Here is a 20885-nt window from a genome sequence, read left to right as displayed (position 1 = left end):
GGAGCACTGCACCCCGGATACCGCCTTCCGCAGCGCCTTCAGTACCCAGGCGCCCGCATGCCCCTGAGGTGGGCGGTCCTCGACGCCGCGTCGGAGCCGAGGAGGTCAAGGACTTCGCGGGCGAGGCTCCGCTGGCTGGAGGCGGTCAGTACACCCCCGCTGAACGTCGAGCTGATGGCGGTGTCACCCGGCAGCGGGCCGATGACGGCGACGCCCGGCAGGTCCATCAACTCGCTGTGCTGTTGAAAGGCCAGGTCGGCTCGTCCGGACGCCAGCAGGCTGCCCGCCGGCACCCCCGGTGGCGCTTGAACAAGCCGATCAGACAGCGTTTCGGCGAGATCCAGCCGGGTGATCAGATCGATGAGGGCCGTGCCGCTGGGGCCGGTGGAGTAGGCGATCCCCTCCGCGGACGTCAGCGCGGCTCGCAGGTCGGGTTCCGAGCCGAGGGCCGGAACGGGTGTTCCTTCCGCCACGGCGGCGACGACCTGCGAGATCCACAGCGGTCGTGTCGTGCCCTCGAGGATGTGCCCCTCCTTCTCCAGCTCGGCCAGTGCGCCGTCGGCGAGGACGAGCAGGTCGGCCTCGGCCCCTTCGCGCACCCGCCGCGCGATCTCGACCCCGCCGGCGGAATCGAAATGTACGGGGAGCCCGTGAGTGAGCCGGATGTGTTCGGACAGCTCGGCCAGTAGGGGCCGCGTCGCCATCGAAGACAGCCCGGAGATGTCTTGGTCCACTTCGCCTCCCTGGTGTCCGGCAGATGGTACGGTGCCCGGCCGCGTGCCTCAACGCCGGTCTGCGAGACTGATGATGTGAGCACAACCCGGAGCACGGCGGCTGGAAAGGTCCTGGAGGTCCTCTCGGCCTTCGACCGCGAGCACGCGGCGCAGACGTTGTCGGAGATCGCTCAGCGCACGGGGCTGGCCCTGAGCACCACGCACCGGGTGGTGGCCGAGCTGGCGGGCTGGGGCGTGCTGGAGCGGGCCGAGGACGGGTCGTGGCACGTGGGGCTGCGGCTCTGGGAGATCGCCTCGGGGTGCCCGCGCACCCAGATCCTGCGCGATGTGGCGCTGCCGTTCATGCAGGACCTGTACGAGGTCACGCACGAGAACGTCCAGCTCGCGGTGCGTGAGGGCACGGAGCTCGTGTTCGTCGAGCGGATCGCCGGGCACCGGTCGGTGGAGCTGCTGACGATGGTCGGGACGCGTTTCCCGATCGCCTCCACAGGGATGGGCCGGGTGCTCCTCGCGCACGCGCCGCAGGACATCCAGGAGGAGGTCCTCGACGCGCCGCTGCGAGCGTGGACCCCGCACACGGTCGTGGATCCGAAGGCGCTGCGGGGGGAGTTGGACCGGATCCGCCGCGAGCACGTCTTCGTCAGCGACCGTCAGCTGTCGGAGAGCACGGTCGCGGTGGCCGCGCCCGTGCGGATCGGGCGGGCCGGGCCGGTGAGCGCCGCTCTCGGGGTGGTGATCACCGCGCAGGGCGCCAGCCGTGCGCGCCGGCTGTGGGATCCGCTGCTGCGGGCCGCGCACGGGATCTCGCAGGAGCTGGGCCGGCGTACCCGTACGACCTCCTGAAGTCCCGGATCGGGACGGGACGGGCTTCCGCCTGACGGAAACAGCAGCGACCTGGCATCGGAACGGGTGTCAACGTTCGGGGTGTTCGGAACGTTCGCAGTCGCTCAGGAGATGCCACGGCCGATGCCCCTGTCGACACCGTCGCCTCGGTCCCCGTGGCCGTGGTCGGCGCCGGTCCCGCCGGCCTGATGCTGGCGCACCGGCTCGGGCGCGCGGGGGGTCGGGGGTCGGGGGTCGGGGGTCGGGACGATCGTGCTCGACACCCGTACCCGGCGCGAGATAGAGACGACGCAGCGCGCCGGGATCCTGGAGGCCGACGTGGCCCGGGATCTGGTCGAGACCGGTGTCTCCGACCGGATCCTGCGGGACGGCCACGAGCACGAGGGCACCGAGCTCCGGTTCGGCGGCCGGGCGCACCGTATCCACTTCAAGGCCCTGGTGGGTGAGTCCGTGTGGCTCTACCCGCAGACCGACGTGCTCATCGACCTGGCAGACGCGCGGGAGCGCGACGGCGGCACGGTCCACTTCGGCGTCAGGGACACCGAGGTCCTCGACATCACCACCGACGCCCCGCGCGTCCGGTACACGGCGGCCGACGGGTCCCGGCACGAGATCCGCGCGCGGTACGTGGTCGGCGCGGACGGGTCCCGCGGCATGTGCCGCGACATGGTGCCGGAGGAGCGGCGGACGCGGTACGGCAAGGAGTGCCCCTTCGCGTGGTTCGGCATCCTCGCCGAGGCGCCGATGAGCGCACCCGAGCTGATCTACGCCCACTCCGAGCACGGCTTCGCGCTGATCAGTCAGCGCACCGAGGCCGTGCAGCGCATGTACTTCCAGTGCTCCCCGGACGAGTCCGTCGACGCCTGGTCGGACGACCGCATCTGGGAGACCCTCCAGGCGCGGGTGGCCGGTGAGGCCGGCTTCCGGCTGAAGGAGGGGGCCGGTCCTCGGGAAGACGGTGCTGCGGTTCCGCTCGTTCGTGCAGGAGCCCATGCGCTGGGGCTCGATGGTGCTCGCCGGTGACGCCGCGCACACGGTGCCGCCGACCGGCGCCCGCGGACTCAACCTGGCGCTGCACGACGTGAAGGTCCTCGCCGACGTGCTGCCGCGGGCCCTCGGCCGCGAGGGCGGGGCCGCGCTGGACGAGTACCAGCCGCGGGCCCTCCAGCGGGTGTGGCGGGCGCAGAACTTCTCGTACTGGATGACCCGGCTGCTCCACACCGCGCCCGGCGCCTCGGCCTTCGACCTGCGGCGCCAGCTCGGCGAACTCGACAACGTGGTGGGCACGCGCGCCGGACGGACGTACCTCTCGGAGCAGTACACGGGCTGGCCCGCCGGCGCCCGGGACTGATCGCGTCCCCAGCCCGGCTCCCGCCCCGGCACCCCAGGAGACCTCCCATGATCATCGACTGTCACGGTCACTTCACCACCGCACCGGCGCAGCTGGCCGAGTGGCGCGACCGGCAGATCGCGGCCGTCGGCTCCCCCGCGGACGCGCCCGACCCCGACGGCCTCGTCATCACCGACGACGACCTGCGCCGGGCCGTCGAGGGCCACCACACCACCGGCGCGCACTACATGAACGCCGATACCACGGCGTTCATGCAGCTCGTCCAGGGCGACCCGTTCGCCGACTTCCCGACGCTGCGGTTCGTGATCCCGCACGGCGGCGGGGCCGTGCCGTACCACTGGGGCCGGTTCCGCGGCCTGGCGATGGCGCTGGGCAGGCCGGACCCGGAGACGCTGCTCGACCACGTCTTCTTCGACTGCGTCTACCACCAGCCCGGCATCGACCTGCTGACCCGCGTGATCCCCAGCCGGTCCGTCCTGTTCGCCAGCGAGATGATCGGCGCCGTCCGCGACATCGACCCGCGCACCGGCCACCACTTCGACGACACCAAGCGCTACGTTGACGCCACGTCGCACCTGTCGGACGGGGAACGCGCCGCCGTCTACGCCGGCAACGCCCTGCGCGTCTACCCCCGACTCGCCGCCCGCCTCGCCGCGGCCGGCCGCTGACCCCAGGAGAAGCACCCATGGAACACACCCGGATCGGCGTCGTCCACACCAAGATCGACCGGGCCGACCCCGATGCCGTCGCCGAGCTGTCGAAGTACGGCGTCGCGACGATCCACGAGGCGATGGGCCGGGTCGGGCTGATGCGCCCCTACCTTCGCCCCCCTGCGGATCGCCCTGGCCGGCGGCGGCGCCTTCGGCGCCAAGCACGCTGCCGCACTCGCCGCATCGAGGGCGTCGAAGTGGCCGCCGTCGTGAGCAGCAGCCCCGAACGGGCCCAGAAGTTCGCCGCCGAGCAGGGCGTGGGCCGCGCCGCCGCCTCCCTGGACCAAGTGCTGGCGATGGACGACATCGACGCCGTCATCCTCGCCACCCCCACCCAGATGCACGCAGCGCAGACCCTGGCCTGCCTCGACGCGGGCAAGCACGTGCAGACCGAGATCCCGCTCGCCGACTCCCTCGCCGATGCCGAGGCGTGCCGGGCGGCGCAGGAGCGCACCGGGCTCGTCGCGATGGTGGGCCACACCCGCCGCTTCAACCCCAGCCATCAGTGGGTGCACCGGCGGATCGAGGCCGGTCGGTTCAACATCCAGCAGATGGACGTGCAGACGTACTTCTTCCGCCGGGGGAACCTCAACGCGCTCGGGGAGCCGCGCTCCTGGACCGACCACCTGCTGTGGCATCACGCCGCGCACACGGTGGATCTGTTCGCGTACCAGACCGGTTCACCGATCGTGCAGGCCAACGCGGTGCAAGGTCCGATCCACCCCGAGCTGGGCATCGCGATGGACATGTCGATCCAGCTGCGCGCGGCCGGCGGCGCGATCTGCACGCTGTCGCTGTCCTTCAACAACGACGGGCCGCTGGGCACCTTCTTCCGCTACATCGGCGACACCGGCACTTACATCGCCCGGTACGACGACCTGTTCACGGGCAAGGACGAGCCGATCGACGTGAGCGGTGTCGACGTGTCGATGGACGGCATCGAGCTCCAGGACCGCGAGTTCGTCGCCGCGATCCGCGAGGGCCGCGAGCCGAACTCGTCCATCGCCCAGGTCCTTCCCTGTTACCGGACGCTGGCGGCGCTGGAACAGCAGCTCACCGCCGCCGCGGACGCGTGACCGCGCCGACGCGTGCCGGCGCGGGGTGGGTCACCCTCAGCGTCTGGGCTCCCGGAGGCGACCTCGCGGGTCACTGGCGGCGCCCGCACCACCCCGCAGGGCGGTAACCGGTCACCCTCGGAGGCCGTCTCCGTGCGGCGGGTGACCTCCCGTACGCGCCGCGGGCCCGGGGCGGCGAGCGCTCTTCCAGGTGCCGCAAGGCCCGCCACCTGCTCGTAGCCCCGGGCAACCGTGCTGTCCAGCAGGTGAGTTACCGGCCGGAAGGCATAGGACCGTGCGCACTCGTCCGGTACCTTTCCGTCACGTCGCCGCCACACCCGGGGCACAGGGCCCCATGGGACTTGCGGCGCGAAGGACCCGACACCTGTTGACGACATTGACCGAAGTCTTCACAGTCCGGCCGTACACCCCGCACTGCCAGGTGATTCACGCCGAAGGCGATCACGCCGTGATCGGCATCTCGCCCGGAAACAGCTACTTCTCCGCCCAGCGCGTTCTCGACCTCGCCCAGTGGGGCATGCGTCATTTCGCGCAGGTCGATCTCATCTACACCGACTTGCACGTGGCCGAGATGTACGAGGCCCTCGGCTACGACGCCGACGAAGCCCGGCGCAAGGCGGTCAAGAACCTGCGGGGCGTCCGCGCCAAGGTCAACAACGCCGCGGCGGAAGCCGACCCCACCGGTACGCGTCTGCGTGCGCGGCCCATGTCGGCCCTCACGGACATTCCCGCGTACCGCGCGCTCCACACCCACCTGTACAACCTGCTCGACACCGACCCGGAGTTCCGCAGCACCTGCAATTCCCTGGTCGACGCGTTCCTCTCCTCCAAGGTGCTGGGCGGCAAGACCGCCACCACGCGGCAGCGCGAAGTCTGCCTGGAGTACGTCTGCGCCGAGGCGCCGCTCTTCCTGGACACCCCCGCGATCCTCGGGGTGCCGTCCTCCCTCAACTGCTACCACCAGCTCCTGCCGATGGCGGAACTGCTCTACTCACGCGGCTCCGGCCTGCGCGCCTCGCGCAACCAGGGACACGCCGTCATCACCCCCGCCGAAGGAGCACCCGATGTCCACTGAGACCCTTCTCGACTTCCCGTTCTCCGCGCGCGGCGACCAGCTTCCCGCCGAGGTGGAGGAGCTGCGCGACGAGCCGGTCAAGCGGGTCCGCACGATCGCCGGTGACGAAGCCTGGCTCGTCTCCTCCTACGAGTTGTGCAAGCAGGTCCTGGAAGATCCCAGGTTCAGCCTGAAGGACACCTCGGCCCCCGGGGTGCCCCGCCAGTACGCGTTGACGATCCCGCCCGAGGTCGTCAACAACATGGGCAACATCACCGGGGCCGGTCTGCGCAAGGCCGTCCTCAAGGCGATCAACCCCAAGACCGACGGACTCACCGACTGGATGCGCGCCGAGGCCTCCGCCCTCGTCGACGGCCTCCTCACCCACGGGGCCCCGGTCGACCTGCGCGGCCAGTTCACCAACCCGTACGCCGAGAACCTGCACTGCCGCATCCTCGGCATACCGGTGGCCGACGCCCCGCGCCTGGCGTCCAGCCTCGACATCGCGTTCATGAACTCGGCCTGCCCCGTCACCGGTGCCAAGCTCAACTGGGACCGGGACATCGCCTATATGGTCGAACGCCTCGACGACCCCTCCACCACCGGTCTCGTCTCCGAGCTGGCGGCCCTGCGCCCGGACCCCCAATACGCGCACCTCACCGACGAGATGCTCGCCACGGTCGGCGTCACCCTGTTCGGCGCCGGGGTCATCTCCACCATGGGCTTCCTGACGATGGCGGTCTTCTCCCTCCTCCAGAACCCGGACGTGTGGGAGCAGTTGCGGAAGGCGCCGGAGAAGATCCCGGGCGCCGTGGACGAACTCCTGCGGGTCAACCTCTCGATCGGTGACGGGCTGCCCCGCCTGGCCCTCGAGGACGTCACCCTCGGGGACGTCGAGGTGAAGAAGGGGGAGCTCCTCCTCGTGCTGGTCGAGGCCGCCAACACGGACCCGGCCGTGTTCAGCGATCCCCACGTGGTCGACATCGACCGGCAGAACGCCGCCACCCACCTCTCCTTCGGCGGCGGGCCGCACTACTGCCCCGCCACCGCCCTCGGCAAGCGGCACACCGAGATCGCCATCGAGGTGCTCCTGGAGAAGATGCCCCGCCTCCAGCTGGCCGTGCCGGTCGACCAGCTCGTCTGGCGCACCCGGTTCATGAAGCGCCTCCCCGAGCGGCTCCCCGTCCTCTGGTAGCCGCTCGGCAGGCCGTACTTGGGCGGGCCCGGGTCACTACCCGGGCCCGCCCAAGTGGTGCCGGTCGGCCCGGGAACGGTGCGCTCCGGCGGGAGTTCGTACACTTGTTCCCCGCCCGGCGGGGCGGGCCGCTCTTCACCGCCCGACCGGGCGGGCCGCCGGACCCCGCCCTGGCTACAGCCGTCGGGCGCCCTCCGCCGGGGTGACGGTGAGGAGCCGCGGGAAGCGGTGGCCGGCCGCGCCGAAGGCCGCCGTGACGCGATCGCCCACCGCGTTCTCGCGCCCCGCCTCCACCAGCGCGATGACGGAGCCGCCGAAGCCGCCTCCCGTCGTCCGGGCGCCGAGCGCCCCGGCGCCCAGCGCGGCGGTCACCGCCAGGTCGGTCTCCGGGCAGGAGACCCGGAAGTCGTCGCGGAGCGACGCGTGACCGGCCGTCAGGATCGGGCCGAGAGCCGCCGCGTCGCCCTCCCGGAGCCGGGCCACGGCCTCGGTGACCCGACCGTTCTCGGTCACCACGTGACGGACCAGCGGTACGAGCTCCCCCGGGAGTTCCTCCAGGGCCCCCGCGAGGTCCCGGGCGGGCAGATCCCGCAGGGCGCGCAGGCCGAGCAGCCCGGCCGCCCGTTCACAGCCCGCGCGCAGGGCCGCGTACGCCCCGTCGCCCAGGTCGTGCGAGACCCGGGTGTCGATCACGAGCAGTCCGAGCCCCTGCCCCGGGAGGTCGAGGGGGGCCTGCCGGTGGCCCTCGGGGGTGCGGGCGTCGAGGTGGAGGGCGGCCCCGGTGGTGCAGCACATGGAGGCCATCTGGTCCATGATCCCGCAGGGGACGCCGGCGAAGGCGTTCTCCGCCCGCTGGGCGATCCGGGCCAGTTCGGGCCGGGCCAGGCCCAGTCCCTACACCTCGTCGTAGGCGACCGCGACCACGCACTCCAGCGCGGCGGAGGAGGAGAGCCCCGCGCCGGTGGGCACGGTGCTGTCGAAGTGGAGGTCCGCGCCGCCGACCGGGTGTCCGGCCCCGGCGAGGGCCCAGACCACTCCGGCCGGGTACGCGGCCCAGCCCGGCACGGTTCCGGGGGTCAGGCCGGCCACGGCCAGTTCGGTGATCCGGCCGTCGCCCTGCGCGCTGTGCAGCAGCAGCCGGCCGTCCGTACGGGCCCGGGCGGCGAGCAGGGTGGTCTGCGGGAGCGCGATGGGCAGCGCGAACCCGTCGTTGTAGTCGGTGTGTTCACCGATCAGGTTGACCCGGCCGGGCGCCGCCCAGACCCCGTCGGGGGAACCGCCGAAGAGTTTCGCGAAGGTCCTCGCGGCCTGTTCGGTCCGGTTCACGCCAGGGCCTCCCGCAGTCGTCGCGCGGCCGTCTCGGGGGCCACGTCGTTGATGAAGGCTTCCGTCCCGGACTCCGTCCCGGCGAGGAACTTGAGCTTGTCGGGTGTCCTCCGGATGGTGAACAGCTCCAAGTGCAGCGCGAGTTCCCCGCCGTGGGTGCGGGGCGCCTGGTGCCATGCGGAGATGTACGGGGTGGGCGCCGCCGCCTCTGCCTGCGGTACGGGAAACAGCCGGTCGAAGCGGCGGAGCAAGTCGAGGTAGATCCCGGGGAACTCGGCCCGCTCGGCTTCGGTGAGGCGGGTCAGGTCGGGGACCCGGCGGTGGGGGTAGAGGTGGACCTCGTACGGCCAGCGGGCGGCGTGGGGCACGAAGGCGGTCCAGTGCTCCCCGGCCGACACGACCCTGTCGGTGGCGGCGCGGGCGCCGGCGAGGAGGTCCTCGAAGAGGTTGCGGCCGGTGGCGGCGCGGTGCGCCCGCGCGGCGGCCGTCATCTTGGCGGTGCGCGGCGTGACGAAGGGGAAGGCGTAGATCTGGCCGTGCGGGTGGGCGAGGGTCACGCCGATCTCGGCTCCGCGGTTCTCGAAGCAGTACACCTGCTCGACGCCGGGGAGCGCGGAGAGCTCCGCGGTGCGGTCGGTCCATGCGTCCAGGACCAGCCGGGCGGCGGCCGGGGTGAGGTCGGCGAAGCCGGCGTCGTGGTCGGGGGTGAAGCAGACGACTTCGCAGCGTCCGGCCTCGCCCGCGAGGGAGGGGAAGCGGTTCTCGAAGACGGCGACCTCGTAGTCGGCGGCGGGGATCTCGCTGAGCCGGCCGTCCCGGGAGGGGCAGAGCGGGCATTCGCCGGCGGGCGGGTGGTAGGTCCGGTTCTGGCGGTGGGAGGCGATGGTGATCCAGTCACCGGTGGCCTCGTCCCGCCGCAGTTCCGGCCTGCTGTCCACGGGATCCAGTGGGCGCAGGTCGGGCGCGTCGCGCACGGCACCTTCGTCGGTGTCGAAGTAGATCAGTTCGCGGCCGTCCGCGAGTTTCGCGAGGGTCTTCTTCACCTACCGAGAATAAACACTCTCGAACATTTTCCACCAGCCCGCGCCGAGGTTTCCCCCAGACTTGAACAACATTGCCGTGTTATCTTGCTGCCTTCTGACCGGTTTTGCCGATTCCCGGGAGCGACCCGTGGCCGAGCAGGCTGCCCAACTGGCCCACCAGCGACGCGCGCTGATCCTGGACTCGGTCCGGCGCGAGGGCGCGGTACGGGTGGCGGAGCTGGTCGGGCAGCTGGGCGTCTCGGACATGACCGTACGCCGGGACCTGGACGCCCTCGCCCGGCAAGGGCTCGTGGAGAAGGTGCACGGCGGAGCCGTCGCCCCGGCCGGGGCGAGCACGCACGAGCCCGGGTTCGAGGCCAAGTCGGACCTGGAGGGCGACGCCAAGGCCGCCATCGCGGACACGGCCGCGACCCTGGTGGAACCGGGCAGCGTGGTAGCCGTCTCGGGCGGCACCACCGCGCACGCGGTCGCGGCCCGGCTCCTCGGCATCCCGCGGCTCACCATCGTCACCAACTCCCTCCCGGTGGCGGAACTGGTGTGGGCCGACGGCCGGGAGCGCGGCGCCGGCTCCCCCACCCTGCTGCTCACCGGCGGCTCGCCCACGCCCTCGGCCGCCCTCGTCGGGCCGCTCGCCGACCTGGCGATCGGATCCCTCCACGTGGACCTGCTCTTCCTCGGCGCGCACGGGGTGGCGCAGGGCGCCGGCCTGACCACCCCCAACCTCATGGAGGCCCAGACCAACCGCGCCCTGGTCGCCTCGGCGCGCCGGGTCGCCGTCGTGGCGGACCACAGCAAGTGGGGGGTGGTGGGGCTCAGCGGCTTCGCGGCGCTCCGCCAGGCGGACTGGTTCGTCACCGATGCCGGTCTGCCCGCGCCCGCCCGCGCCGCGCTCGCGGAGGAGGTGGGCGAGCTCCTCGTCGCGGGCGAGGAGCGGCCCTGAGCCCCCGGCCGGAGCCCCGGGCCGCCGTCCGTCGGCTCTGGCGCAGGGACCAACTCGACAGGAGCGTGCGCGCCTCGCCGTTCGGGGATCCTCAGGGCATCCTCCGGGGTTCGTCCGGGGTTCGTCCGGGGTTCGTCCGGGGTTCGTCCGGCCCGGAAACGCGAACGCGTTCGCCGAACGGTTGTGGCAACCGTTCGGCGAACGCCCTGCAGTGGCCGCGGGGTCAGACGGTCATCTCCGTCCCACGATGACGTCCGTCTCCCGTCAGGGGGCAGCAGCAGGTGGTACGTGCCACGTGCGCGTGACCGGTTGGGTGGCCGGTCGGGTGGACCGTGTCAGGCGCGGACTACCACCAGACGCCGGCGCGGAGCTTGCTCCAGGTGTTGGAGCCGACCTGGCCGTCGACCGAGATGCCGGCGTGGCTCTGCACGCTCTTCACGGCGTTGTAGGTGGCCGATCCGAACTGGCCGTCCTCCGCGAGCCAGGTCGGGTAGCTGGTGTTCTGGTTGATCAGGCACTGCACCTGCTTGATGCGCTTCACCGCCTCCGTGCCGGTCTGGCCCGTCTTGGTGAGCGCGGTGCCGCTGTAGTAGTTGCAGGTGTGGGCGGCGCTCCGCTCCGAGGGGACGGGGGCCGCGCTGGCGACGCCGCCGAGGGCGAGTCCGCCACCGAGGACGGCCGTGGCCACGGTCACCACGATCTGCTTGCGAAGGTTCATCTGCTGTGCCTCCGTTGTCGACGACCGGGCATCCGGCCCGGTGCTGGCAGCGACTCTCCTGCGCCAACATCGGCGGTGTCCAGCAAGCCCGGAGACGGGGGTCAGCGTGGGACGTCCCACGCTCTGAACTGCTGGGACGTGCCGCTCCGGGACACCTTGGTGGGACGCCGGGACGAGGGGGGATCGGGCCAAAGCCCCCGGGGCACTGGCCAATCCGCGGGTGGCGGCCCGATGCTGTGCCCTGGATCGAGGGGGGAAGCCACAGTGGCTCGTTGGAAGGAACTGCCTGCCGGCCTCGACGGCCGGGAACGTCGGCTCGTGGCAGAGTTGAGGCGCCTGAAGGACCACAGCGGCCTGAGCCTGGCCGCCCTCGCCGCGAAGACCGGCTACAGCCGCTCTTCGTGGGAGCGCTACCTCAACGGGAAGCAGTCCGTGCCCCGCGAGGCCGTCGAGGAACTGGCCCAGCTCTGCGGGGCGGACCCGACGCGGCTGGTGGTCCTGCACGACGTCGCCGTACGGGCCCGACAGCAAGCCCCGGCCGCGGCCGGGGCAACGGACGGTGCGGCGCCACGGCCCCGGCCCGCGGCCGGCCCGGGAGCGCGCACCGTCCCGTTCCGCACCTTCCTCGCGGGGATCGCGGCGGCCGTGGTCGTGGCCTTCGGTGCGGGGCTCCTGGCCGGCGGCGCCTGGGCCGATGACGGGGCGGGTGGCGGGGATGCCGGTACGTCCGGCTACCGGCGCGGAGTGGCGTACGACTGCGAGATCAGCCGGCAACAGGGTGCGTTGCGCGCCGGGCACAGCACCAGCCGCGAGATCCTGCTCGACACCAACAGCACGGGCTTCGACGTCGTCGAGGTCCAGTGCCTGCTGCGTGAGCACGGCTTCGACCCGAAGAGCACCGACGGACTGTACGGCCAGGACACCAAGAACGCCGCCACCCGGTTCCAGACGGCGCGCGGACTGATAGCGGACGGGATCGTCGGCCCGAAGACCTGGGCGGAGCTGCGCAAGTGACCCTGCCGGCGGAGTGCGGGCACCTGGCCGCCGAGCTCCGGCGGCTTCGCCTGCGGACCGGCCTGAGCCTCGCGGACCTCGGCCGGCGCACCCCGTTCAGCAAATCCTCCTGGGAGCGCTATCTCAACGCCAAGCAGCCGCCGCCCCGCCAGGCGGTCGAGGCGCTGTGCGCTCTCGCACGCGAGCAGCCCGGCGAGTTGCTCGCGCTGTGGGAACTCGCGGACACCGCCTGGAGCGGGCGAGCCGTTCCCACCTCCGCCACCGGACCCCGCCCCCTACCGGGTGGCCGGCGCCGGCGGACGGTGCCGGCGGTCGCCGCGGTCGGCGGCATCACCCTCATCGTGACCGCGAGCCTGCTCCTGCTCCGCGGGAGCGGACCGCAGCACGCCGACGGCGCCGGGTCGACGGAGAAGCCGATTCGCAACCCCGGCTGTTCCGCGGCGAGTTGCGCCGGCAAGGACCCGGTGCGCATGGGGTGCGGGGGTGCGGGCATGGTCACCGACCTGCGCACGGACGCGGGGCCCGGCACCCGTCAGCTCGAACTGCGGTACGGGGCCTTGTGCCAGGCCGTGTGGGTGCGGACCTCGGGCCTGCGACCCGGGGACCACGTGGAGCTGTTCGTCCCCGGTGTCCCGGAGCCGCAGGAACTGTGGGTGAGCGAGGCGGATCTCGGTCGGTACGCGGCGACTCCGATGGCCCCGGTACCCCGGGGGACCGCCGGCGTCCGCTCGTGCGTGACTCCGGGCGACCCGGCCGACGGAGACCGGGTCTGCTTCGGCTGAACCGCCCGGCACCGGGCCGGCCGCTCACCGGCGGCGGCCCGGTCGTGGGCTGCGCCGCGAAGCGGTGGCGGTGGGGTCCGCCGGCCCCCCGTCCGTACCCGCCGGCGGTGTGCCCGTCGGCGGTTTGCGCGGCGGGCCCGGGCGGGCGGCGCGCAGGGGGGTCAGGAGGCCCGTGGCGGCGATCAGGAGACAGAAGGCTCCCGCGGCCAGGCTGGTCGACGGGACCCCGTGCCGGGCCGCCAGGGTGGTGAGCACCGCGGCCCCCACCGGGCCCGAGGCGTTGTGGACCGTCCAGAACGCGGAGGTGACCCGCCCGAGCAGGTGGTCCGGGGTGACTTCCTGGCGCAGGGTCATGGAGCAGACGCCGCCCGTCGTCACCCCGAACATGAACAGGACGGCCATCACCGCGATCACCGGCACGCTGCGGCTGACCCCCATGCCCGCCACGGACAGGCCGATCAGCGCGGTCGAGCCGAGCCAGCACGGGCCGAAGCCGAGGGTCCGGCGCAGCGGCCCGGCGGCGAAGGAGGCGCAGACGACGCCGATGCCGCTCACGGCCATCACGTAGCCGATGGTCGCCGGGGTGCGGTCGAGGTCGTCCTGGAGGCGGAAGATCAGCAGGTCGGTGGCGCCGATGGTGACGAAGGTGAGGAGGGTGAGCAGGACCGTCAGCGGGCGCAGCAGGGCGTGCGACCACAGGAAGCGGAAGCCGACCACGAACACCTCGCGCAGTGAGGTGTCCGGCCGCGAAGGCCGGGCCGTGGCCGCGCCCCCCCGGGTGCGGAAGCGGACCCACCGCAGGCTGATCCCCGAGACGAGGAAGGTGGCTCCGTCCAGGGCGAGCGCCCAGGACCCGTCGACCCCCGCGACGAGCAGGCCGGCCACGACCGGGCCGAGGAGGGTGCCGAGGGCGAAGGTGCCCATCAGCCGGCCGTTGGCGGCGATCAGGTCGGCCGGTTCGACCAGGGAGGGCACGGCGCTCACGTAGGCCACGTCGAAGAGCGTCTTCAGTACGGTGACCAGCGCGGTCAGTACGTACAGCCACCAGATCCGCGGGCCGCCGAGGGACCACACCAGCGGTACGGAGCCCAGCAGCACCGCCCGCGCGAGGTCGCAGCCGATCATCAGGCGGCGGCGGTCCACCCGGTCCACCACGTGGCCGGCGAAGGTTCCCGTGGCGATGGCGCAGACCCCGGAGAGGGCGGTGATCAGGCCCATCCCGACCAGGGATCCGGTGACGTCGAGGACGACCAGCGGCAGGGCGAGCATCGATACCGAGCCGCCGAGCACCGAGAGGGCCTGGCCGAGCCAGAAGATGGTGAAGGGGCGGTTGTGCCGCAGTCCGCTCCGCGGACCGCTCACCCCAGCAGGGCGTAGACGGTGGAGGCCTTCGCGGCCGGTTCCCCGGCGCCCTCGGGCGTCATGGTGATGTCGGCGAAGGCCATCCGCTTGCCGAGTTTGGTGACCCGTACGTCGATCAGCACATCGGCGCCGACCACCGGCCGCTGGAAGCTGATGGACTGCTGGACGGTGGTCATCGGACCGTAGGCCCCGCGCGCGGCGGAGATCGCGATGACGCTCGCGGTGTCCGCGGCGGCCATCAGGGCCTGCCCGCTGAGGCCCCCGCCGTCGCGGGCGAGGGTGTCGGACCAGGGCAGCCGCAGTACGGCGTGCCGGTCACCCGTCTCCTGGACGGTGAGTCCGAGGGCGAGCACCCAGGGGGCGAAGTTGTCGTGGAGGATCTTGTCCGCGTCTGCCGGTGTCAGCGTCGTCACCGGGTGATTGTGGCGGTCCGGCCCGGACCGCCACAACTCCCTTTGCGTCAGGCGCGCCTCAGAGCGCGGCGGCCAGTTCCGTGCCCTGGCGGATGGCCCGCTTGGCGTCCAGTTCGGCGGCCACGTCGGCGCCGCCGATCAGGTGCGCCTCGATGCCGGCCGCGCGCAGGGCCTCGTACAGGTCGCGTCGCGGTTCCTGGCCGGTGCACAGGACCACCGTGTCGGCGGGTACGAGGCGCTGCTCGCCCTCCACCGTGATGTGCAGGCCCTCGCCGTCGATCCGGTCGTACGCGGCCCCCGCGACGGAGACGACACCGCGGTGCTTGAGCTCCGCCCGGTGGATCCACCCGGTGGTGGTGCCGAGCCCGGCGCCGACCTTGGTGGCCTTGCGCTGGAGCAGATGGACCTGGCGCGGCGGTGCGGGGCGTTCGGGGGCGGTGAGGCCGCCGGGGCCGGTGTAGGCGGTGTCGACGCCCCAGTGCCGGAAGTAGACCTCCGGGTCCTGGGAGGCGCCCTCACCGCTGTCGGTGAGGAACTCGGCGACGTCGAAGCCGATTCCGCCGGCGCCGAGGACGGCGACGCGCTGCCCGACGGGGGCGCCGTCGCGCAGGACGTCGAGGTAGCTGACGACGTTCGGGCCGTCGACGCCCTCGATGTCGGGGATGCGGGGGACGACGCCCGTGGCGACGACGACCTCGTCGTAGCCGCGCAGGGTCTCGACGTCGGCGCGGGTGTTCAGCTTGACCTCGACCGCGTGCTCGGCGAGTTGGGTGCCGTAGTAGCGGATGGTCTCCTCGAACTCCTCCTTGCCGGGGATCCGGCGGGCGATGTCGAGCTGGCCGCCGATGTGGCCGGAGGCCTCGTAGAGGGTGACGGCGTGGCCGCGGCCGGCCGCGGAGACGGCGCAGGCCAGACCGGCCGGGCCGGCTCCGACGACGGCGACGCGCTTCTTCAACTGGGTCGCAGACAGGATGAGTTCGGTCTCGTTGCAGGCGCGCGGGTTCACCAGGCAGGTGGTGAGCTTGCCGCTGAAGGTGTGGTCCAGGCAGGCCTGGTTGCAGCCGATGCAGGTGTTGATGGTCTCGGAGCGCCCGGCGGCGGCCTTGGCGACGAAATCGGCGTCGGCGAGGAAGGGGCGGGCGAGCGAGACCAGGTCGGCGCGGCCGTCCGCGAGCAACTCCTCCGCGATCTCCGGGGTGTTGATGCGGTTGCTGGTGACGAGGGGGACGGAGACCGCGCCCATCAGCCGCTTGGTCACCCAGGTGTAGGCGCCGCGCGGAACGGAGGTGGCGATGGTGGGGATGCGGGCCTCGTGCCAGCCGATGCCGGTGTTGATGATGGTGGCGCCGGCCGCCTCGATCTCCTTGGCGAGGTGGACGACCTCGTCGAGGGTGGAGCCGCCGGGGATCAGGTCGAGCATCGAGAGGCGGTAGATGAGGATGAAGTCCTCGCCGACGGCCGCGCGGGTGCGCCGGACGATCTCCAGCGGGAAGCGCACGCGGTTCTCGTAGGCGCCGCCCCAGCGGTCGGTGCGCTTGTTGGTGGCGGCGGCGATGAACTCGTTGATCAGGTAGCCCTCGGAGCCCATGATCTCGACGCCGTCGTACCCGGCCAGCTTGGCGAGCCGGGCGGCGCGGACGAAGTCCTCGACGGTGCGCTCGACCTCGGCGTCGGTCAGCGCGTTCGGGACGAAGGGGCTGATGGGGGCCTGGAGGGCGCTGGGGGCGACCAGGTCCTTGTGGTAGGCGTAGCGGCCGAAGTGGAGGATCTGCATCGCGATCTTCCCGCCCTCGGCGTGCACCGCGTCGGTGACCACGCGGTGCTCGGCGGCCTCCTCCTCGGTGGTGAGGCGGGCGCCCCCCTCGAAGGGCCGGCCGGCGTCGTTCGGGGCTATGCCACCGGTGACGATCAGACCCGCGCCGCCGCGGGCCCGCTCGGCGTAGAAGGCGGCGAGGCGCTCGAAGCCCCGCTCGTGCTCTTCGAGGCCGGTGTGCATGGAGCCCATGATCACGCGGTTCGGCAGGGTGGTGAAACCGAGGTCCAGGGGGCTCAGCAGGTGCGGGTACCGGCTCTGGGGACTCATGAGGGGCGCCTCCTCGCGCGGGGGTGATGAACCTGTTCTAGCTGAGCGGGCGCTTATTATGCAACTAGGTGCACAAGGGAGTGTGGAACCCCACGGCCCCCGGATCCGGGGATTCCCCGGCCCCAGGGCCCGCGCCTGCGGGACCTGTGGCGCAGTTCACGGCCCGGGTGACCGCGAAGGACGGGGGGATGCCCGCATTCCCCGCCCCCGAGGGCCGTGACGCCCGCGTGCGCCACGGCGCCCCCACTCTGCGCGCGGCCCCGGCCGCCGCCGCGGGCTACGGCACTGCTCGTCGGCCGCGCCATCGCCGAGTCCGCCACCGACCGGCTCGGCCGCGGCGTCCGCGGCGGACGCGGTGGACACGGCGAAGGCCGTGGACGCAGTGGACGCGGCCGCCTCCCCACCACACCGCCGACCGCGCCCGGGCCCGCCCCCGGGCCCGCCCCCGGGCCCGCGCCCGCCCGGTACCCTCTGCCGGATGACGCGGAAGCCCAGCAGCACCCGGCCGGCCGAGCAGCACACCGTGACGGTGAACGGCGGGGTGCGCCTCGCCTACGAGGTCGCCGGCCCGCCGGCCGGACCGCCGGTGATCCTGCTCCCGGCGCTGGGCAAGACCGCCGCGGACTGGGCGTCCGTACGGGACGAACTCGCGCGGGAGCGGCGGGTGTTCGCGCTGGACCTGCGCGGCCACGGAGCCAGCTCGTGGCCGTCGGCGTACTCGCTGCCGCTCATGCGGGACGACGTACTGGGCTTCCTGGACGCCCTCGGGCTCGGCCGGGTGGACCTGGTGGGGCATTCCCTGGGCGGCGTGGTCGCGTATCTGGCCGCCGCCGCGCAGCCGCACCGCATCGGCCGCCTCGTCCTGGAGGACGCACCCGCGCCGCTCCCCCGCGAGCCCGTGATCCCGGAACGCCCCGGCGGCGAACTCGCCTTCGACTGGGCGATGGTGCTCGCGGTCCGCCCCCAGCTCGACCGCCCCGACCCGGCCTGGCTCGCGGACCTGGCGCGGATCACGGCCCCGACCCTGGTCGTGTACGGCGGCCCCACCAGCCATCTGCCGCCCGCGTCCTTCGACGAGGTGGTCCGCCGCATCCCGGACGCCCGCCTGATCACCCTCCCGTACGGCCACTTGATCCACGCGGCGGCGCCCGGGGAGTTCACGGCGGCCGTGGCGGCGTTCCTCGCGGCCTGATCCCGGGTCGCAATCCGGCCCGGACTCCGGTCAGCCGGCCGACTGCAGGGCCGACAGGCGGCGTACGAAGAAGACGGCCGACACCGCCGCCACCGCGTAGACCAGGTCCGATCCCGCGGCGAGCAGGATCGCGTCGCCCACGGCGTCATCGCTCGCGGCCCTGCCGGCGAACCAGTTCGCGCCACCGGACGCCAGCAGCGCCGCTCCGAACGTTCCGGCCCAGGTGAAGACGGGGGCGGGTGAGGTCAGCGCGGCCTTGCCCGGCAGCCTCGACGCACTGACCGACCACACCTTCATCGCGATCAGGCAGGGCAGAACGGTCCAGCCCACGACCGGGATGAACCAGACTCCGATCGCCCAGCCGGCGCCGCCGCGGATGGCTCCCCGCGCGTACACCCCGGCGTTCACCCGGACCCGGTGGAACCAGACGATGAAGACCACCGCCGTGGGGACCATCGCCATCATGACCAGGCTCGCGGAGATCGTGACCAGCGTCCCGGGATGCCCCAGCCCCGTGGCCAACCCGTAGCTGTCCAGCGTCCGGTACCGGTTGACCCCGGCGGCCGCCGAGAGCAGCCGGGTCGCGCCGCACAGGCCCAGCAGCACCGTCAGCGCCGTCGCCAGTCCCTTCGGCGAGCGGAGCAGCGAGCGCGCCGGCGGCGCGCCGAGCGGTGACAGTCTTGCGGAACCGGCGGACATGACGAGGGACCCCCCACGGGTGCGTGACATGCGGAAACCCGCCCACGGGGGGGCGGGAAGGCAGAACATACGGCACGGGTGGGACAGCGCCGCTGGGCGCCCCGGTCCAGGGGGCGCGCCGCGGCGGTGGTCAGGCCCGGTGGAGGCGGACCGTGACGATGGGCGACCGCGTGGCGGTCCTCGCGGACGGCCTCCTCCAGCAGTGCGACCCCCCGACTGATCCGTCCGCTCCCCGCGGACGCGGACGGGGGCCCCGGACCGGTCGACGACCGGTCCGGGGCTCCTCCATGGACAGTTCTGAAATGTTTATTGCGCAAATTCTGCTTCAGATCTACCGTGCACGCATGCGGCCGAAGCACGCGCCCGAGCGGATCACCGACCTGTCCCGCCTGAAGGCGTTCACACACCCCCTGCGCATGCAGCTCTACCGACGGCTGTACGCCGCCGGCTCGGCCACCGCGTCCCAGCTGGCCGAGCAGGTCGACCAGGCTCCGTCGCTGGTCAGTTACCACCTGCGCAAGCTGGCCGAGCACGGCTTCGTGGCCGAGGCCGGCGGCCGGGGCACCGACGGCCGCGAGCGGTGGTGGCAGGTGGCGTCCGACGAGGGCTGGGGCTACCGCGACTCGGACTTCGCGCAGACGCCCGAAGGGGCCGCCGCCGTCGACGCGGTGACCCGCGGCATCCTCGACAACCGCACCGCGCAGTACCGCGGGTACCTGGACCAGACCGGCACGTGGAGCCCGGAATGGACCGACGCCGCGTTCACCTCCGAATGGATGCTCGAGCTGACCCCCGTCGAACTCGCCGAGATGAGCGCCGAGTTCGAGGCCCTCACCCGGCGCTGGCGGGAGCGCGGCAAGGCCGCCCGGGCGGAGGGTGACACCCAGGACCGCGAGCACGTGTCCGTGCACCTCTACGGGTTCCCGTTCCGGCTCTGACGGGCCGTGTCCCACGCCGCATTCCGCTCCGCACTCCGCGCCGCATCCCGAACCGCGTCCCCGCACCCGCGTCCCCCAGCCGTGTCGCGCGCGCCCCCGAGCCGGATCCCGCCCGCGCCCCCGAGCCACTGGAGCCCGCCTTGGCCACCGCAGAGAGAGCCCTGCCCGGACACGCCACCGTGCCCGCCCACCGCGACGGCAACGTGCTGCGCTGGCTCGCCGCGTACACCGCTTCCCTCGTCGGCGACAACGTGTACTTCGTCGCCCTGGCCTGGTCCGCGCAGAAGTCCGCCGGTCCCGCCGAGGTCGGCCTCATCATGGCCGCCGGGGCGCTGCCCCGGGCCCTGCTGATGCTGGGCGGAGGCGTGGTGGCCGACCGGTTCGATGTCCGCCGGGTCCTGCTCGGCAGCGACGCGCTGCGCTGCGTCCTGCTCCTCTCGGTGGCCGCCGCCGTCGCCCTGACCGCACCGGCCTTGTGGCTCCTGGTGGCCGTGGCGCTCGTCTTCGGCGCGGTCGACGCCCTGTTCGTCCCCGCGATCGGTGCGCTCCCGCCGCGGATCACCAGCGCCGATCAGCTCACCCGCGTCACCGGCATGCGCTCCCTGTCCATGCGCCTCGGTCAGATCGTGAGCCCTCCCCTCGGGGGCCTGGCCATGGGACTCGGAGGCCCCGCGGCCGCCTTCACCGTCGCGGGCCTCCTCTTCGCGCTGTCCCTGCCGCTCCTGCTGTCGGTACGCATACGGCCCGTCGAGGCACCCCCGGAGACCCCGCCGGAGCCGGGCACCGCGTGGAAGGACCTGCTCGACGGCCTGCGCTACATCCGCCGCCACCGCCTCATCGGCCCGCTCGTCGCCGCCGGCGCCGTCTGCGAGCTCGGCCTCACGGGCACGCTCAACGTCGGCATGGTGCTGCTCAACGCGGAGCGGGGCTGGGGAGCTTCCGGCTACGGCTGGATCGTCGGCGGCTTCGGCGCGGGAGCGGCCGCCAGTGCGGCGCTGCTCGCCCTCCTCGGCCGGCTGCCCCGCGCCGGCCTGGTGCTCTGCGGGACCCTCCTCATGGGCTGCGCGGGCGCGGCCGCCATCGCGCTGGTGCCGGTCCTGTGGATCGCCGTGGTGCTGGCGGCGGTCGTCGGACTGGGCGCGGGCGTCTTCGGCGGCCTGAACAGCGCCCTGATACAGACCGCGGCGAACCCCGCGTATCTCGGCCGGGTCACCTCCGTCCTCATGCTCACCATGGTCGGGCTCGCCCCTCTCAGCTACCCGCTCGTCGGCGCCGCCATCGGAGTCTGGGGCTCCGCCCCGGTCTTCGTCGGCTGCGGCGCCTTCGGCAGCCTGGGCGTGGCCATCGCCCTGGCCTCCGGCGCGGTGCGGCACGCCGAACTGCCCCGACCGGCGCCGGGCAAGGCCGCGTAG

The 20885-nt window shown here is 73.0% G+C and carries 20 protein-coding genes and 1 pseudogene; 13 read left to right on the top strand and 8 right to left on the bottom strand.

The features are described 5' to 3' along the window. Nucleotides 1-38 precede the first annotated feature (38 nt). Nucleotides 39-734 carry a substrate-binding domain-containing protein gene (locus tag ACIQV3_RS35585; protein WP_403720013.1) on the bottom strand — a complete coding sequence of 232 codons (696 nt, stop codon included), beginning with the start codon at nt 732-734 and terminating at the stop codon, nt 39-41. Nucleotides 735-809: 75 nt separating this feature from the next. Between ACIQV3_RS35585 and ACIQV3_RS35580 the strand changes: the two genes are divergently transcribed. From ACIQV3_RS35580 to ACIQV3_RS35550, 7 genes are all read left to right on the top strand, one after another. Further along, nucleotides 810-1577, top strand: a complete 768-nt coding sequence (locus ACIQV3_RS35580; protein WP_403720006.1) for an IclR family transcriptional regulator — start codon at nt 810-812, stop codon at nt 1575-1577. A gap of 252 nt (nt 1578-1829) precedes the next feature. Continuing rightward, complete coding sequence (locus ACIQV3_RS35575) at nt 1830-2600, top strand: FAD-dependent monooxygenase (protein WP_403720002.1); 771 nt, start codon at nt 1830-1832, stop codon at nt 2598-2600. Next, entirely contained in the window at nt 2569-2928 is a 360-nt protein-coding gene (locus ACIQV3_RS35570) for an FAD-dependent monooxygenase (protein WP_403719999.1), read from the top strand. Before ACIQV3_RS35575 ends, ACIQV3_RS35570 begins: the two co-directional genes overlap by 32 nt. 47 nt (nt 2929-2975) lie before the next feature. Continuing rightward, nucleotides 2976-3596 (top strand): amidohydrolase family protein, encoded by a 621-nt coding sequence (locus ACIQV3_RS35565; protein WP_403719994.1) that lies wholly within the window; start codon nt 2976-2978, stop codon nt 3594-3596. Nucleotides 3597-3613: 17 nt separating this feature from the next. Beyond that, complete coding sequence (locus tag ACIQV3_RS35560; protein ID WP_403719991.1) at nt 3614-4714, top strand: Gfo/Idh/MocA family oxidoreductase; 1101 nt, start codon at nt 3614-3616, stop codon at nt 4712-4714. A 367-nt stretch (nt 4715-5081) separates the two neighbouring features. Further along, nucleotides 5082-5789, top strand: coding sequence for a tRNA-dependent cyclodipeptide synthase (locus tag ACIQV3_RS35555; protein ID WP_403719989.1), 708 nt, complete (start codon nt 5082-5084; stop codon nt 5787-5789). Next, nucleotides 5779-6963 carry a cytochrome P450 gene (locus ACIQV3_RS35550; protein WP_403719987.1) on the top strand — a complete coding sequence of 395 codons (1185 nt, stop codon included), beginning with the start codon at nt 5779-5781 and terminating at the stop codon, nt 6961-6963. The genes ACIQV3_RS35555 and ACIQV3_RS35550 overlap by 11 nt, the downstream gene beginning before the upstream one ends. Before the next feature lie 174 nt (nt 6964-7137). Here ACIQV3_RS35550 and galK read toward each other — a convergent pair. Together galK and galT are read right to left on the bottom strand one after the other, a co-directional pair. Beyond that, nucleotides 7138-8289: pseudogene (galK, locus tag ACIQV3_RS35545) on the bottom strand (galactokinase). Continuing rightward, nucleotides 8286-9332 (bottom strand): galactose-1-phosphate uridylyltransferase, encoded by a 1047-nt coding sequence (gene galT, locus ACIQV3_RS35540; RefSeq protein WP_403719984.1) that lies wholly within the window; start codon nt 9330-9332, stop codon nt 8286-8288. The pseudogene galK and the gene galT overlap by 4 nt, the downstream one beginning before the upstream one ends. A 127-nt stretch (nt 9333-9459) precedes the next feature. Between galT and ACIQV3_RS35535 the strand changes: the two genes are divergently transcribed. Continuing rightward, the gene (locus ACIQV3_RS35535) at nt 9460-10272 is read left to right on the top strand and encodes a DeoR/GlpR family DNA-binding transcription regulator (protein ID WP_403719981.1); all 813 of its coding nucleotides are present in this window, start codon (nt 9460-9462) and stop codon (nt 10270-10272) included. A 346-nt stretch (nt 10273-10618) separates the two neighbouring features. Here ACIQV3_RS35535 and ACIQV3_RS35530 read toward each other — a convergent pair whose 3' ends face one another. Then, nucleotides 10619-10990 carry a peptidoglycan-binding protein gene (locus tag ACIQV3_RS35530; RefSeq protein ID WP_403719978.1) on the bottom strand — a complete coding sequence of 124 codons (372 nt, stop codon included), beginning with the start codon at nt 10988-10990 and terminating at the stop codon, nt 10619-10621. A 318-nt stretch (nt 10991-11308) separates the two neighbouring features. Here ACIQV3_RS35530 and ACIQV3_RS35525 point away from each other — a divergent pair, with 318 nt between their 5' ends. Further along, nucleotides 11309-12004, top strand: a complete 696-nt coding sequence (locus tag ACIQV3_RS35525) for a helix-turn-helix domain-containing protein (protein WP_403719975.1) — start codon at nt 11309-11311, stop codon at nt 12002-12004. Continuing rightward, nucleotides 12001-12786 carry a helix-turn-helix domain-containing protein gene (locus ACIQV3_RS35520; protein WP_403719972.1) on the top strand — a complete coding sequence of 262 codons (786 nt, stop codon included), beginning with the start codon at nt 12001-12003 and terminating at the stop codon, nt 12784-12786. The genes ACIQV3_RS35525 and ACIQV3_RS35520 overlap by 4 nt, the downstream gene beginning before the upstream one ends. Before the next feature lie 24 nt (nt 12787-12810). On the opposite strand, the gene ACIQV3_RS35515 is transcribed toward ACIQV3_RS35520, so the two are convergent. From ACIQV3_RS35515 to ACIQV3_RS35505, 3 genes are read right to left on the bottom strand one after another with little or no spacing between them, the layout of a single operon-like run. Further along, nucleotides 12811-14148: an MFS transporter gene (locus ACIQV3_RS35515; RefSeq protein ID WP_403719968.1), complete on the bottom strand. Its 1338-nt coding sequence runs from the start codon at nt 14146-14148 to the stop codon at nt 12811-12813. After that, complete coding sequence (locus tag ACIQV3_RS35510) at nt 14145-14561, bottom strand: PaaI family thioesterase (protein WP_403719965.1); 417 nt, start codon at nt 14559-14561, stop codon at nt 14145-14147. The genes ACIQV3_RS35515 and ACIQV3_RS35510 overlap by 4 nt, the downstream gene beginning before the upstream one ends. A gap of 58 nt (nt 14562-14619) precedes the next feature. Next, complete coding sequence (locus ACIQV3_RS35505) at nt 14620-16644, bottom strand: FAD-dependent oxidoreductase (protein WP_403719962.1); 2025 nt, start codon at nt 16642-16644, stop codon at nt 14620-14622. 478 nt (nt 16645-17122) lie between these two features. On the opposite strand from ACIQV3_RS35505, the gene ACIQV3_RS35500 reads away from it, so the two are divergent. Beyond that, nucleotides 17123-17836: an alpha/beta fold hydrolase gene (locus tag ACIQV3_RS35500; protein ID WP_403719959.1), complete on the top strand. Its 714-nt coding sequence runs from the start codon at nt 17123-17125 to the stop codon at nt 17834-17836. 30 nt (nt 17837-17866) lie between these two features. Here the strand turns inward: ACIQV3_RS35500 and ACIQV3_RS35495 are convergent, their stop codons facing one another. After that, nucleotides 17867-18565 (bottom strand): DUF4328 domain-containing protein, encoded by a 699-nt coding sequence (locus ACIQV3_RS35495; RefSeq protein ID WP_403719956.1) that lies wholly within the window; start codon nt 18563-18565, stop codon nt 17867-17869. 314 nt (nt 18566-18879) lie between these two features. Between ACIQV3_RS35495 and ACIQV3_RS35490 the strand changes: the two genes are divergently transcribed. Further along, complete coding sequence (locus tag ACIQV3_RS35490) at nt 18880-19473, top strand: ArsR/SmtB family transcription factor (RefSeq protein ID WP_403719955.1); 594 nt, start codon at nt 18880-18882, stop codon at nt 19471-19473. A 140-nt stretch (nt 19474-19613) separates the two neighbouring features. Continuing rightward, nucleotides 19614-20885 (top strand): MFS transporter, encoded by a 1272-nt coding sequence (locus tag ACIQV3_RS35485; protein ID WP_403719953.1) that lies wholly within the window; start codon nt 19614-19616, stop codon nt 20883-20885.

It is taken from the genome of Streptomyces sp. NPDC099050 (assembly GCF_044759865.1).
Taxonomy (GTDB): Bacteria; Actinomycetota; Actinomycetes; order Streptomycetales; family Streptomycetaceae; genus Streptomyces.
This window is presented reverse-complemented; position numbering and strand designations above follow the sequence as displayed.